At 60.6% G+C, this 14,352-nt stretch carries 16 protein-coding genes; 8 read left to right on the top strand and 8 right to left on the bottom strand.

What is annotated here, in order from left to right; genetic code table 11:
• Window positions 1-52: 52 nt before the first annotated feature.
• The 8 genes from AC6H1L_RS13065 (at window position 53) to AC6H1L_RS13100 (ending at window position 6,051) form a co-directional block, all read left to right on the top strand.
• Window positions 53-325 carry a HypC/HybG/HupF family hydrogenase formation chaperone gene (locus tag AC6H1L_RS13065; RefSeq protein ID WP_497597931.1) on the top strand — a complete coding sequence of 91 codons (273 nt, stop codon included), beginning with the start codon at window positions 53-55 and terminating at the stop codon, window positions 323-325.
• A gap of 29 nt (window positions 326-354) precedes the next feature.
• A complete protein-coding gene (locus AC6H1L_RS13070; protein ID WP_497597932.1) occupies window positions 355-975 on the top strand; it encodes a D-sedoheptulose-7-phosphate isomerase in 621 nt (206 codons plus the stop codon).
• Window positions 972-1,259, top strand: a complete 288-nt coding sequence (locus AC6H1L_RS13075) for a HypC/HybG/HupF family hydrogenase formation chaperone (RefSeq protein ID WP_497597933.1) — start codon at window positions 972-974, stop codon at window positions 1,257-1,259. Before AC6H1L_RS13070 ends, AC6H1L_RS13075 begins: the two co-directional genes overlap by 4 nt.
• A gap of 159 nt (window positions 1,260-1,418) precedes the next feature.
• The gene (locus AC6H1L_RS13080; RefSeq protein WP_497597934.1) at window positions 1,419-2,153 is read left to right on the top strand and encodes a D-sedoheptulose-7-phosphate isomerase; all 735 of its coding nucleotides are present in this window, start codon (window positions 1,419-1,421) and stop codon (window positions 2,151-2,153) included.
• Window positions 2,137-3,276 carry a hydrogenase formation protein HypD gene (gene hypD, locus AC6H1L_RS13085; RefSeq protein WP_497597935.1) on the top strand — a complete coding sequence of 380 codons (1,140 nt, stop codon included), beginning with the start codon at window positions 2,137-2,139 and terminating at the stop codon, window positions 3,274-3,276. Before AC6H1L_RS13080 ends, hypD begins: the two co-directional genes overlap by 17 nt.
• A gap of 122 nt (window positions 3,277-3,398) precedes the next feature.
• Window positions 3,399-4,517, top strand: a complete 1,119-nt coding sequence (gene hypE / locus AC6H1L_RS13090) for a hydrogenase expression/formation protein HypE (protein ID WP_497597936.1) — start codon at window positions 3,399-3,401, stop codon at window positions 4,515-4,517.
• Window positions 4,518-4,797: 280 nt separating this feature from the next.
• Window positions 4,798-4,947 (top strand): hypothetical protein, encoded by a 150-nt coding sequence (locus AC6H1L_RS13095; RefSeq protein ID WP_497597937.1) that lies wholly within the window; start codon window positions 4,798-4,800, stop codon window positions 4,945-4,947.
• A gap of 63 nt (window positions 4,948-5,010) precedes the next feature.
• Window positions 5,011-6,051, top strand: coding sequence for a hypothetical protein (locus AC6H1L_RS13100; RefSeq protein WP_497597938.1), 1,041 nt, complete (start codon window positions 5,011-5,013; stop codon window positions 6,049-6,051).
• A 205-nt stretch (window positions 6,052-6,256) separates the two neighbouring features.
• Here the strand turns inward: AC6H1L_RS13100 and AC6H1L_RS13105 are convergent, their stop codons facing one another.
• From AC6H1L_RS13105 to atpB, 8 genes are all read right to left on the bottom strand, one after another.
• Window positions 6,257-6,709 (bottom strand): F0F1 ATP synthase subunit epsilon, encoded by a 453-nt coding sequence (locus tag AC6H1L_RS13105; RefSeq protein ID WP_497597939.1) that lies wholly within the window; start codon window positions 6,707-6,709, stop codon window positions 6,257-6,259.
• Window position 6,710: 1 nt separating this feature from the next.
• Window positions 6,711-8,129: a F0F1 ATP synthase subunit beta gene (gene atpD, locus AC6H1L_RS13110; RefSeq protein WP_297159444.1), complete on the bottom strand. Its 1,419-nt coding sequence runs from the start codon at window positions 8,127-8,129 to the stop codon at window positions 6,711-6,713.
• Between the two features lie 272 nt (window positions 8,130-8,401).
• Complete coding sequence (atpG, locus tag AC6H1L_RS13115) at window positions 8,402-9,298, bottom strand: ATP synthase F1 subunit gamma (protein ID WP_497597940.1); 897 nt, start codon at window positions 9,296-9,298, stop codon at window positions 8,402-8,404.
• A gap of 22 nt (window positions 9,299-9,320) precedes the next feature.
• Window positions 9,321-10,880, bottom strand: coding sequence for a F0F1 ATP synthase subunit alpha (gene atpA / locus AC6H1L_RS13120; protein ID WP_497597941.1), 1,560 nt, complete (start codon window positions 10,878-10,880; stop codon window positions 9,321-9,323).
• A gap of 411 nt (window positions 10,881-11,291) precedes the next feature.
• The gene (gene atpH / locus AC6H1L_RS13125; protein ID WP_497597942.1) at window positions 11,292-11,936 is read right to left on the bottom strand and encodes an ATP synthase F1 subunit delta; all 645 of its coding nucleotides are present in this window, start codon (window positions 11,934-11,936) and stop codon (window positions 11,292-11,294) included.
• Window positions 11,936-12,463, bottom strand: coding sequence for a F0F1 ATP synthase subunit B (gene atpF, locus AC6H1L_RS13130; RefSeq protein WP_497597943.1), 528 nt, complete (start codon window positions 12,461-12,463; stop codon window positions 11,936-11,938). The genes atpH and atpF overlap by 1 nt, the downstream gene beginning before the upstream one ends.
• Window positions 12,464-12,861: 398 nt before the next feature.
• Window positions 12,862-13,077 carry an ATP synthase F0 subunit C gene (gene atpE, locus AC6H1L_RS13135; protein ID WP_112429942.1) on the bottom strand — a complete coding sequence of 72 codons (216 nt, stop codon included), beginning with the start codon at window positions 13,075-13,077 and terminating at the stop codon, window positions 12,862-12,864.
• A 327-nt stretch (window positions 13,078-13,404) separates the two neighbouring features.
• Entirely contained in the window at window positions 13,405-14,343 is a 939-nt protein-coding gene (atpB, locus tag AC6H1L_RS13140; RefSeq protein ID WP_497597944.1) for a F0F1 ATP synthase subunit A, read from the bottom strand.
• Between the last annotated feature and the right edge of the window lie 9 nt (window positions 14,344-14,352).

Genomic DNA, 14,352 nt, shown 5'->3' on the forward strand with positions numbered 1-14,352 from the left:
GCTGAGCAATGCGCTCTCCTGTTTGCCACAACTCAAGAGAGGAGCCAGTCAGATGTGTCTGGGAATTCCCGGTCAAGTGCTCGAAATTGTCGATGACGCCAACTCGATCGCACGCGTTGACGTCTCGGGCGTCAAGCGCAATGTCAGCGTAGCCCTGGTGCGCTCGGAAGGCATTGCCCCCGGCGACTGGGTACTGATCCATGTCGGCTTTGCCATGAGCAAGATTGACGAAGCCGAGGCCCGAGAGACCCTTAAGGCACTCCAGATGATGGGAGACGTCTACACCGATGAGCTGAAGCTGCTACGCTCCAGTCAGATCGAGTGAGTGTGAAATGGAGAGGAGAGGCGGATTACATGACAACAGAAGAACAAGACAGGCTGAGGACAGTTCTGGAGCGGCGCTTTGCGCTCAGCACCAGTCTACCGGCAGCTTTCTTTGAGCGCGAGGCGCCGCGCATTGCCGAAGCCTGCTGGGCCATGGCCCGCCGCTTTCATCAGGGAGGGCGCCTGCTGGCCTTTGGTAATGGGGCCTGGGCCACGGATGCGCAACATGTCTCGGTGGAGTTCGTCCATCCGGTCATCGTGGGCAAGCGCGCCTTGCCAGCATTGGCCCTCACCAACGACAGTGCCACCCTGACGGGGCTGCTGGCGAGCGGACCAGGCGGGCGGCCTGAGATGCCCTTTCGCGAGCAACTGCGTATTCTGGCTCGCCCACAAGATATGGCCCTGGGCTTCTCGCCCGACGGGCGCTGTGCCAACGTCCAGGCCGCCCTGGCGCAGGCGAGGCAGATGGGCCTGCTCACCCTGGCCATGCTGGGCGGCGATGGAGGGCTGATCACTGCTGAGGCGGTCGACTATCGCTTTGTGGTGCCCGCCGATGACCCTTTCATCGTGCAAGAGATTCATGAAACCCTGTACCATGTGCTTTGGGAGCTGGTGCACGTCTTTTTCGAACACGAAGGATTGCTGCAATGAACCTGGAACCGGAGCAGAACCAGCGTTCACCACTGATCGCGCAGCGCCCGCTCTGTCAGCCAGATCCCGAGGGACACTGTCCCACCTGCGCCGACGAAGCGGTCGCGGCGACAGTCCTGAGCGTCGATAAAGAGGCTGGCCTGGCCTGCGTCAATCTGGGGCTGGGCGAGGCCCTGATCGACATCACCCTGCTGGGCGTGGTCCAGCCTGGCGATCGCCTGCTCGTGCATGGAGGGGTCGCCCTGGAGCGCCTTGAGCGTGACGAGCCTCCAGATGACCAGTAGCCTCTGTCTGAGAGAGAGCCTGGCCCCGCTGCCAGCCAGCCCAGCGCAGTCGGCGCCGTGATCCCCTGCCATGTTTGTGGCATGTTGGGCTTCTCGCACCAAAAGGCGTGGGCATAGGCAGCGTGCCAGCATGAAGATGACATAGGAAGCGAGCGAGCCATGACTGAGCGTGCGAACAACCAGGCCGATGCTACCGACGCACAGGGATCGGAGTACGATCGCCTGTTTTATCCCTATCTCTTTGCCGGAGGCAAGGTCAGCCTGGACGAAGTCCTCAACCAGGTCCAACATTCTACTCTGGAGAAGTGCCGCGACGTCATCGCGCTGCGCCGGGCGACCCTGGCCGCCTCGCGCGAAGCGCTCCTAGCGGCAGCCGAAGCGATGGCGCGCGCCTTTGCGGCTGGGGCCACCCTGTTGGCCTTTGGCAACGGTGGGAGCACCACCGACGCCCAAGACCTCGTCACCGATCTGCTCCAGCCGCCCTTTGCCCACTGGCGCCCTTTGCCGGCCATTGCTCTCACCAACGACATCGCCGTCGTCACCGCGGTGGGCAACGACGTCGGCTTCGAGAATATCTTTACGCGCCAGATCATCGCCTTCGGGCGTCCCGGCGACATTGCCGTGGGCATCTCCACCAGCGGCAATTCGCTCAACGTCCTGCACGCCTTCGAGCAGGCCAAAAAACAGGGCTTGCTCACCGTGGGCCTGGCTGGCTACGACGGCGGCAAAACCAGGCGCTCGCCGGCAGTTGACTTCTGCATCATCTCGCCAGGCGACCACATCCCGCGCATTCAGGAAGCGCAGGCCACCGTTTACCATGCCCTCATCGAGCTGGTGCAGGCCCACTTAGCCGCAGAGAAAGTGAGAGCTGACAGCGATGAAGTTCGTCGATGAATATCGTGATCCCGACCTGGCCAAACGCATTGCTGCCGAGATTGCTCGCCTCAGTGACGGGCGCCCGCTGAAATTCATGGAGGTCTGCGGCGGCCATACCCATACGATCTATAAGCATGGCATCGAGGACGTCTTACCGCGCAGCATCGATCTGGTGCATGGACCAGGATGCCCCGTCTGTGTGCTGCCAATGGGGCGCATCGACGATGCCATTGCTATTGCGCGCACCGATGGGGTCATCTTCACCACCTTCGGTGACATGATGCGCGTGCCCGGTTCGAAAGGCAGCCTCCTCGACGCCAAGGCCGACGGGGCTGACGTGCGCTTTGTCTACTCGCCGCTGGACGCCCTCAAGCTGGCGCGGCAGCATCCCGATCGCCAGGTGGTTTTTTTCGCCATCGGCTTCGAAACGACCGCCCCCTCAACGGCGGTGACCCTCTTGCGGGCCAAGGCCGAGGGCCTCAAAAATTTCTCGGTCTTCTGCAATCATGTAACCATTATTCCCGCCATCAAGGCCATTCTCGACTCGCCCGATCTGCGGCTGGATGGCTTCATTGGTCCAGGGCACGTCAGCATGGTCATCGGCATGCGCCCCTACACCTTCATCGCCCGTGACCATCACAAGCCGGTCGTGATTGCCGGCTTTGAGCCACTCGACATCATCCAGGCTGTCTACATGCTGGTCAAGCAGATCAGCGAGGGAAGAGCAGAGGTCGAGAACCAGTACACGCGCGTGGTGCGTCCCGAGGGCAACGTACGCGCCCTGGAGGCGATGGCCCGCACGATGGAGCTGCGGCCCTTCTTCGAATGGCGCGGCCTTGGCTTCATCACCCACAGCGCCCTCAAGCTGCGGCCCGAGTTTGCCGACTGGGACGCCGAGTTACGCTACGAGGTGCCGGGGCTGCGTGTAGCTGATCCCAAAGCCTGTCAGTGCGGCGAGGTCCTCAAAGGCGTCATCAAGCCCTGGGAGTGCAAGGTCTTTGGTACTGCCTGTACCCCCGAGACCCCGATCGGGACCTGTATGGTCTCACCCGAAGGGGCCTGCGCGGCCTACTACAACTATGGGCGCTTCTCAATGGCAGCCGAGCGCGACCACCTGCGCCGCCTGGCACAAACGCCGTGAGCCGCAGCCTGTGAACGTGCGACGCCTGCCGCTGTCGGGCGGGGCAGACAGCGGTCGAGCGGATCGGTCCCATTAGCCACCAGCCAGACAGGCAGCTAGAACCAGGAAGGAGGGGGATTCTCATGGAGGTCAAGCCCAGTTCCGAGCAGGAGGCGGCACAGCTCGACGCCGTCCTGCAGAAAATCGAGCGTGTCCGACAGGCGCGCCGGCACAAGTTCTATTTACGCGATGAGCGCATCACGCTCAGTCATGGCAGCGGTGGCAAGGCCACCCATAACCTGATCGAAGGCGTCTTTGCCCCGGCCTTCTCGAATCCCTTGCTGGATGCGCTGGACGATGCGGCGGTCTTCTCACTCGATGGGAGCAACCTGCAATTGGCCTTTACCACCGATACCTATGTCGTCAGTCCGCTGTTCTTCGCCGGCGGCGACATCGGCAAGCTGGCCGTGCATGGCACCATCAACGATCTGGCGATGGCCGGGGCCCAGCCGCTGTATCTGTCGGCGAGCTTTATTCTAGAGGAAGGCTTTCCCATTGCCGAGCTGCGCCGCATTGTGGCCTCCATGCAGCAAGCGGCCAGCGAGGCGGGCGTAGCCATCGTAACGGGCGACACCAAGGTCGTCCAGCGCGGCAAAGGCGACGGGGTCTTCATTAACACGGCAGGAGTGGGTCTGCGGCGCGCGCGCTGGCCCCTGGGGCAAACCTGTCTGCAGCCGGGCGATGTCGTGCTCATCAGCGGCAGCGCTGGCGACCACGGGATCGCCATCATGCTGGCGCGCGAGGCCCTGGACATCGAAACGGATGTGCAGAGCGATACGGCGCCACTGCATACCTTAGTAGCAGCCTTAGTAGAGGCGCTCGGCGAGCATCTGCATTGTCTGAAAGATCCCACGCGTGGCGGCGTAGCCACGGCCCTCAATGAAATGGCCCTGGCCTCCGAGGTAGCCATTGGTCTGGAGGAGCAGGCCATCCCGGTCCACCCCGGGGTGCGTGGCGCCTGCGAGATCTTAGGGCTTGATCCGTTGACCATTGCCAATGAGGGCAAGCTGCTGGCGGTAGTCGCGCCCGAGGCGGCGGAGGAAGCGCTGGCAGTCATGCGCGCCCATCCGCTGGGACAGGAGGCGGCGATCATTGGTAGCGTCCAGGCGGAGCCGCCGGGCATCGTCTTTCTGCGCACCGAGATTGGCGGCATGCGCGTCCTCGATATGCTGGTTGGTGATCCGCTCCCTCGCATCTGTTAAGCTCCCGTACTCTCCGCCGCTTCCATAACCCGTAAGTGCTCAGATGCATTGGAAAGGAGAGCGCTCTGCTCGTCCATTCTCTTAGCGAGAGACGCTCTCCATCTTGTGCTCTTACGGGAGAATGTCATACAAGAATCACTGCCAGGATCTATTGCTAAGAAAGTACCTCTCTATTCCCTTTCCTCAGAAAAACCTCTCTATTTCTGCTTTGCTCGGTTTGCCTGGGACTGGGGGCGCTCCTGCTGACCATGCTGCTGATCCTCTGTCGTGGGAGAACAGCGTGACGGTCGACGATAGAGCGGGTGTGCTGGATGTGGCGCGCGTCAAGAGCGCAGGGGAGAAGCCGCCCTATCCGTTGGTGGTCTCTACGACCAATTGTGATTTCCTGCCGGGCGACCCTGTCAACCCTAACGCCACATCATCCGTATAAATAGCGTGGCAAAGAGCAACAATGTGCGGCATGATAGGGCAAAAAGAGGAGGGGAACGCACTCATGAATCTCACGAAAGCACCATCAGATGGACCAGAGACTGAGCAGCCGAGAGGGAAGCCTGTTCGGCGCGCTCGCCCTCGCGGCTTCAGTTGGCTGCGCCCGCTGCTGGCGCTCCTGCTGACCGGCCTGCTGCTCCTGCTGACGAGCGCTACTGTCTTCGCTGATAGCGTGACCATCAGCGACGGGGCCGGTGTCCTGGATAAAGCTCGCATTCAGAGCGAAGGGGCAAAACTAGCTTACCCTCTCGCTATCTATACAACCAACTCCTTCACTGGCAGCCAGGCCGACTTTGAGGCGCGCACCCAAAGCCATGTCACCAACTCGCGCCTCATCGTCATCGCCATCGATACCGTCCATCACTGGATGTACATCAAGTCTGGCTCGCAAGTGCCGCTTTCCAATAGCGCTGCGAAGGACGCCTACAACGCCTTCAAGGATAATTACAACAACGGCGACTATACTGGCGCGACGCTAGCGGCCATTCGCTCGCTAGAAAGCTCGCTGGCGGCTTCGAGCAACGAAGGAGGCTCCCCGGCCAGCTCTGGGGCTGGCGGTTTCCTGTCGGGCGGTTTGGGTACACTCTGCTGCATTGGCCTGCTGGTGCTCATCATCGGTGGCATCCTCTTCGCGGTCATCCGCCGGCGTTCGGGCCAGGGCTGGGGTTGGGGCTGGAATAGGCCTGCTCCCTCTGAGCCGTATGAAGCTCCGCCACCGGGAAGCTACCCAGGCTATCCTTATCAAGGCCCATATCAGGGAGGCTATCCGCCCAACTACTACCCGAACCAGGGTGGCGGTATGAGCCCCTGGGCAGCGGGCGGTCTGGGCGCCCTTGGCGGCGGCCTGATCGGCTATGAGCTGGGCAAAATGGCCGGAGAAGAAGAGGCCCGCCAGCACGAAGCCGGTTTCGCCGGTGATCCGGGCGCCGGTGGTGGCCCCGACTTCGGCGGCGGCGACTTTGGCGGTGGTGCTGGCGGTGATTTCGGCGGCGGCGATTTCGGTGGCGGCGGTGACTTCGGTGGCGGCGATGGGGGCAGCTTCTAAGCTGAAAGAAACGGCTGCCTCGCAGTCGAGGCCCCTCCGGTTTCGGTCCTGGCAACAAAACACGATCATAATCAGCAGAAAGCAACAGGAAAAAAACCGGGAGAGCGCCGGCCATGAGCGCTCTCCCTATTATTTTATTACAGTATGCAGAATCGGCTATTGACTGCGTCTTTCGCTCGGAAAGTAGCGGTATGCTGCCTTGCGGCTACTCCTCCTGACCCATGCTCTGGCGAATGCGCCGTGTATGGCGACGTCGGGCCAGTTCAGCCACGCGCAAGCGGCTCACTGCGCGCTCCAGAGCCGCCTGCAGCTCGGCGCGCTCAGCATCTGTCTGCGCCTCCGCCAGGCGCTCCAGGGCCCGACGTCGAGCCTCCTGAGCGCGGGCCTCGTCGATCTCCTCGGCGTGCTCAGCGGCATCAGCCAGGACCGTAACCTGATCTTCGAAAACCTCCAGGAAGCCGCCCGAGACGAAGATCGGCTCTTCTGCCTCTCCCAGCCGAATCAGCAGCTCGCCCGGCGCCAGCACGGCCAGCAGGGGCGCATGGCGTGGCAAAATGCCCAGACGACCTTCTGTCCCGGGGGCGTTCACCTGGTCGGCCTCGCCACTGTAGAGCGCCCGCTCAGCAGTCACTACCTCGACATGTAGTTTTCCTGCCATGTTAGAGTGACCTCTGCTCGCGCTCGTGACGCTCGATCACCTCATCGATCGTACCCGCCATGTAGAAATGCTCTTCGCGGATATGATCGTATTTCCCCTCAAGGATGCCCTTGAAGCCGCGTACCGTTTCCTTCAGCGGTACATACTTGCCGGGACGACCCGTGAAGACCTCGGCCACGAACATCGGCTGCGAGCAGAAGCGCTGGATCTTGCGGGCGCGGGAAACGATCAGCTTATCCTCCTCGGACAGCTCATCAACGCCCATGATCGCGATAATATCCTGGAGATCCTTATAGCGCTGTAACACGCGCTGCACCCCACGCGCCGTATCGTAATGCTCCTGGCCTACAAACTGAGGATCAAGCACGCGGCTCGTCGAGGCCAGAGGATCAACCGCCGGGAAAATCGCCTGCTCGAAGATGGAACGATCAAGCACGATCGTCGAGTCCAGGTGCGCGAAGGTTGTCGCCGGCGCCGGATCGGTATAGTCGTCTGCCGGCACATAGACCGCCTGCATCGACGTAATCGAACCGCGCGTCGTCGAAGTGATGCGCTCCTGCAGCTCGCCCATCTCCTCCGCCAGGTTCGGCTGATAACCCACCGCCGAAGGCATCCGACCGAGCAGAGCCGACACCTCAGAACCAGCCTGCGTGAAGCGGAAGATATTATCGATGAAGAGCAGCACGTCCTTGCCCTCCTCATCGCGGAAATACTCCGCGATCGTCAGGCCGGTCAAGGCCACGCGCAAGCGCGCCCCAGGCGGCTCATTCATCTGACCAAAGACCATCGTCAGGCGGTCGATGACGCCGGCTTCCTGCATCTCATGGTAGAGATCATTCCCCTCGCGCGTGCGCTCGCCGACGCCAGCGAAGACGCTATAACCACCGTGGGCCTTGGCCACGTTATTGATCAGCTCCTGAATGATGACCGTCTTGCCCACGCCCGCGCCGCCGAAGGCGCCGACCTTACCACCACGCATAAAGGGACAGATCAGATCAATCACCTTCAGGCCGGTCTCAAAGACCTGCACCTCCTTGGCCTGCTCCTCCAGGCTCGGAGGGGGACGATGGATCGGCAGCCGAGGCGCATCGGTCACCGGTGGCTTATTGTCGATTGGCTGACCAAGCACATTGAAGATGCGCCCCAACGTCTTCGGGCCAACGGGGACCGAAATGGGCTGGCCGCGGTCAATGACCTCCAAACCGCGCTGCAGGCCATCGGTCGGCCCCATTGCTACACAGCGCACCCAGTTATTGCCCAGGTGCTGTTCCACCTCCAGCGACAGCTCCTGATCAGAGCCGGCGGGGCGGACCACAAGCTCGTTATAGATAGGTGGCAGCTGCTCGGGGGGAAACTCCACATCGACCACCGCCCCGAGCACCTGGACAACCCTCCCCTTGGCAAGTGTCTTTGTCGTCATGTATCTCTTCGCCTCCTGCGGAAGCTCTGACAACGGCTGCCCTCACTTCCCTCGCCTTTCTCCTTTGCTACCGCTCTGAGCCAGGCAAGTGGGCCTCCACCATGCTGTCGGCTTCCGTTCAGCGTTCGTTTCTTTTCTTTAACGGTATCTTTTTCTCTTGGGCGTTTAGTCCGTAACCCTCTGTGGCGGGCCTGACGCTTCATCCGGCAGACGACTGCCATACACCTGCCGGGCGGACCAGGCGCCAGCACTACTACGCTCGCTGTCTACGGCTACAGCTCGCCGGCGCCGGCCACCACCTCCAGAATCTGCGTCGTAATACTGGCCTGGCGCGCCTTATTGTAGGCCAACGTCAGATCATCGACCAGCTCATTAGCATTATCGGTCGCATTCTTCATGGCCACCATGCGCGCCGACTCCTCACTAGCCCGCGCTTCCAGCAGCGCCAGATAGACCTGAATATCTACATAGCGCGGCAGCAGGGCCTCAAAAATCGCCCGTGGGTCCGGCTCATAGATATAGTCGATGCGCTGACGCTCGCTGCTCCCCTCGCCCTGCGGTGGCTGCACTGGCAGCAACTGGATCGCGACCGGCTGCTGCGAAGTCGTACTCACAAAGCGCGCATAGACCAGATAGACTACATCCACCTCGCCGGACAAGAACGCGTCCATCGCCACCTGAGCCACCGCCGACGCATCGTTCATCGACGGGTTATCACTCAGCTGCGTGAACTCCGCCAGCAGATGCTGCTGTGTCCGCACAATGAAATCGCGTCCCTTGCGGCCAATGGCCACGAACGAGACTCCCGGGCGCTGGCCCTCGGTCCGCTGGATCTCCTCCTGGATTTCCAGAGCCGTTGAGGCCGCCTTGCGGTTAATATTGCTCGGCAGCGCTCCGCAGAAGCCACGGTTAGGCGAGATCACAATAATGCCAATGCGCTTCACCGGGCGACTGCGCAGCAAAGCGACCTCATTGCCCAGATCCTCACCGGCCACCGTCGCCAGACGTGAGACCAGCTCCCGAATCTGCTCCGCATAAGGACGCGCCCGCCGCACGCGCTCCTGGGCCCGCCGCATACGGCTGCTGGCGATCATCTGGAAGGTGCGCGTAATCTGCGCAATATTCTTGACCGTCCGGATGCGTCGCCGAATCTCGCGGGTTGATGGCATAGCTCTTCTCTCCGCCTCCTGGCTAGCTGGCAGCAGCCTGAGCCTTCTGCGGCTGCGGCGCGGCGGTCTTCTTGAACTCCTCAATAGCGGCCCGCAGGCGTGCCAGCAGATCTTCGGACATATTGTTGCGCTGCTTCACCGACTTCTCGATGATCTCCTGGCCGATCTCGGGATGGTTCGCCTCCATATAGCGATGGAAAGCCGCCTCCCACTCCTGGATCAAGTCCAGCGGCACATCGTCCAGATAGCCCTGTGTGGCAGCGTAGATGATCATCACCTGCTTCTCCACCTCAAGCGGCTGATACTGCTTCTGCTTGAGGATCTCCGTCAAGCGCTGACCACGCTCGATACGGGCGCGCGTTGCCTTATCGAGGTCGGAAGCGAACTGCGCAAAGGCCGCCAGCTCGCGGAACTGGGCCAGATCCAGACGCAGAGAGCCAGCCACCTGGCGCATCGCGCGCGTCTGAGCGCTGCTTCCCACACGAGAGACCGAGATACCGACGTTAATCGCCGGACGAATACCGGCGTTGAAGAGATCCGTTTCCAGGAAGATCTGACCGTCGGTGATCGAAATGACGTTCGTCGGAATATAGGCCGAGATATCGTTTGCCTTCGTCTCAATGATCGGCAAAGCGGTCAGCGAGCCGCCACCGTAGTCATCATTCAGACGAGCAGCGCGCTCCAGCAAGCGCGAATGCAAGTAGAAAACATCGCCGGGATAAGCCTCACGACCTGGCGGGCGACGGATGATCAGCGAAATGTTGCGGTAGGCCTCGGCATGCTTAGTCAAATCATCGTAGACGATGAGCGCATCACGGCCTGACTCCATGAATTCCTCACCCATCGCGCAGCCGGCGTAAGGCGCAATATACTTCATCGGTGCCGGCTCAGAGGCACCAGCCACCACCACGATTGTATGCTCCATCGCCCCATACTTCTCCAGCGTCGCGATCGTGCGCGCCACCGAAGAATTCTTCTGGCCGATGGCCACATAGATACAAATCAGATCTTTGCCCTTCTGATTAATGATGGTATCGATGGCGATGGCCGTCTTACCGGTCTGGCGGTCGCCAATGATCAGCTCGCGCTGACCGCGCCCGATGGGGATCATCGCATCGATGGCCTTAATACCGGTCTGGACAGGCGTATTCACCGAGCGGCGCGTAATCACACCCGGAGCCACACGCTCAATCGGGCGCCGCTTATTGGTGATGATAGGCCCCTTATTGTCGATCGGCTCACCGAGCGCATTAACCACGCGCCCGATCAGGGCATCGCCGACAGGGACCGAAATCACCTGGCCGGTCGTGCGCACCTCATCATCCTCGCGGAGCTGCGTATAGTCTCCGAGGATAATGATACCAACTGTTTCCTCCTCCAGGTTGAAGGCCATGCCCTTCAACCCGGTGCGGGGGAAATCCACCAACTCCAGATATTTCACATCCTGCAAGCCATAGACGCGGGCGATGCCGTCCTGGACGGCGATCACGGTCCCGACGCTGGCCGTGGCAGGCTGGCTTTGATCGAAGCCAACAATATTGCGTTCGATGATGGCACTGATTTCATCTGCCCACGATGCCATCGTCTTTCCTCCTCAGATAATCTCACCTCGCCATAGAATAGAGGCCAGCCCAAAACAACAAGAACAGGCACACGCTGCGCGCCACAGCAGCCACCAAACGGCAAGCATGGCGAACAGGCGCACACAGGCGAACCCGTGGTCAATCCTGCTGCACCGACCGCAGCCAGCACAAGACAGGCGACGACAAGCAGACAGGGCAGCCGGCCCATTACGGGCGAGAGCGAGCGATGGGCAAAGCGCTACAGTACGTACAAGTCAACTAATCAGTCAATGCGAAGTAAGCGAATAGGCGAAAAACGATGAAAGACAGCTAGCGGAGACCAGAGATCTGCCGCCAGCCCATCTGCAGATATAGCGCTGACGTGCTACACACTAGATCTCCAGCGCGCCAGGCGAGAACAGGCGCAGCACTTATTGCGTGCGCGTCGGCTCAGCACGGTCCTGGGCAGGCGGATCGTTGACCGTCGCCAATTCGGCGGGAAGCTCCAGAGAAGCCAACAGCTCAGCGCTATGGGCGGCAGTCTCTTGCAGCAAGCGCTGCTGCAGCGTTGCCAGCCGATGCTGAACACTGGCATCAATGACCTCATCGCCGACCCGGGCGATGATCCCTCCTAGAATCTCTGGATCGACCTTTGTCTGCAGGATAATCTCTTTTCCTGTTCGTCGCTCTAAGGCCTGCTTCACGCGCTGAAGCGCAGCTTCGTCGAGAGGCGCCGCCGTGATCACCTCAGCGATGGCCTGGTTCTTATACTGTAGCACGAGCTGTTCGAGTTCACGCGCGATATTCGGCATCAGCTCGACCAGATTGCGCTGAACCACCAGCAATGCGAGGTTGAGCGACGTCGGCAGCACCCGCGAGGCAAGCGCCTGACGCAGCGCCTGCTCCTTGCGCGCGAGTGGAATTTTAGGCTCGCTCAGCAGATAGGCCATCTTGCGCTGAGCAAACAGCTCGGCGATTGAGCGCACCTCATCGAGCGTGCGATCAACCGTCTGCTGCTGGCGCGCGATATTGAAGATAGCTTCAGCGTAGCGGCGTGCGATCGCTCCCTTAAGCATTACTGTCCCTTCGTAGCCTGGCTGGCATTGACGAACTCCTCAACCAGGCGGCGATTATCACTGCTATCAACGGACTTACTGATCACCTTACTGGCAGCGGCAATAGAGAGATTCACCACCAGACGGCTCAGATCGGCGCGGGCGCGTGCAGCCTCCTGGCGGATGCGCTCGATTTGCTGCTGCTCAATCTGGCGGGCGCGCGCCAGGGCCTCTTCCTCAATGCGACGGGCCTCGCGCTCCGCGGCGCGCTGCGCGCTAGCGATAACCTCCTGAGCCTCACGACGCGCCTCAGCCAGCAGTTGCTCAGCGCGGGCGGTGGCATTCTTTAGCTCTTCCCGCGCTCGCTCGGCATTCTCGATACCCTCACGAATGATCGCGGCGCGTCTATCCAGCATGCGCTGAACAGTGGGCAAGGCCCACTTGCGCAGAAGAATCAGCACAATGATGAAGCTAACGAGCTGCGAGAGGAAAGCAAAGGTATTGATACCCAGGCCCTCCAGCGGACTCGCTGCGAGAATGAAAGTCACGCCGACCCCCTCCTTTTGATCTGAGTAAGGCGTTTGGTTGGTGCCGTAGACGCGGGCAGGCCAGCCAACGAGCTGCCAACCAGCCCAAGGGAAACCCTGCCGGCGGCCAGGCGAACCGCCGAAAGCTGGCCGATGAAAGAAGCCTGGAAAAAAGGCATACCCGCAATCCGCGTCGTCAGGCACACACTACGCACTCTGACAGGCCAGGGACAAGCTACTACATACCAGCCGAACGGCGGGCGGCGCCGGGCACCTTCTTCGGCGCGGCGAGCGGAACCAGATGGCAGCCAAACGCACGGAAGACTGAGCGCGACCGCTGCTCCCTGGCCGAAGCGCTGGCCCGGCGTCGAGAAGTGGCATACAGCTCGTCTCGCCCTTGCCTGTCTCTGCTTGCTAGCTTACTTCACGAACTGGAGCAGGATGGCGATGACCAGAGCGTAAATGGCAATGGCCTCGGCAAAGACCAGACCCAGGATCATATTAATACGGATCTGAGGCTCCGCCTCGGGATTGCGTCCGATGGCCGAGGCAGCCTGACCAGCGGCAATGCCGATACCCAAACCCGGGCCAATAGCCCCCAGACCGATAGCCAATGCGACAGCTAACTGCTGCATGTTGAATATCCTCCTTTAAGGACAAAGCTTCGTTGGTTCGTACTCGCTGTGTTGTTGCTTGGTTGGTGTCAAGCGGGCAAGTAAAGTACGTATGAATGAAACAGTAGCAAGCGATTCAAAAGCGCCTGACTTACTGCAGCCTGGCTGGCTGGCCAGTAGACCCGTATGGCCAACGGCTGGCAGACAAGCGGCACCTCCTCGCCATGCTCGCACTGCACCCGCGCCAGAAAGAACCCGTTGCACTGGGAGCAAACGGGCGGGCGCGCTCACAAGAGAACCTCCCCGACCAGGTGGCAGAGGAGGCTCGCGAACGGCGAGGTGCAGGCACTACGCGGCGGCCTTCTCCCCTTGTAGTACCTTCTGCTCCTCTTCGACAAGGTGCTCTTCATGCGCCTCGTGACTGGTGGTGCCGATCTCCATGAAGACCAAAGTTAACAGGGAGAAGATCAGGGCCTGCATTACCGCGACAAAGATCTCAAAGGGAATGAAGATAATCGCGGCAACGAATGGCAGGATGAAGGCAAACGCGGCCAGCACAAGGCTACCGGCGAAGATATTGCCAAAGAGACGGAAGGAGAAGGAAATGATACGCGCAGCTTCGGAGATAATCTCCAGCAGCCCGACAACGACGTCAATAAGGCCCATCGGGCCTTTGCGTAGTGCTCGGAAATTGAAGTACTTTGACAGGTGCTCTTTAGCACCCAGATGGTAGAAGCCAAAGAACTGAGTGGCCCCCACTGAGAGCAGCGCCATAGCCACCGTCAGATTCAAATCGGTGGTCGGCGGGCGGAACCAGGGGATGATCAGATTGGAAATGTTGCCAAAGAGGAAGTGAATCGGCCCCAACGAGAGCGGCTGACACGAAGGCAGAAAGCCAAGAACCGGCGCGCAGTTGCCGCCAGCGTGGGCGATCTCCTCTCCCTTGAGGCTGCCAATGGTGTCGATCCCTGGCAGCACGTCCATCAAGTTGGCGCAGAGAATGAAGATAAAGAAGGAGGCGACCCACGGGAAGAAACGCGCCGCTTTATCCCGCCGCGAGCCAACCACACCGTTGACCAGATTCACCAGAAATTCGACGATCCACTCAACGAAGTTTTGAAAACCCGAGGGGATCAGCGAAGCGTTGCGTGTGCCAAAGTAGAAAAAGGCAACCAGAGCAATAATGGTGATCCAGGTGCATAGTAACGTGTTTGTTATCGGAAAGATACCGCCTGGATTCCATATAACCTCTGGCGCCAGGGATACCTCAGGAAATTTCCAGAGCACTCAATATCC

The sequence above is a fragment of the Thermogemmatispora argillosa genome (assembly GCF_059696725.1).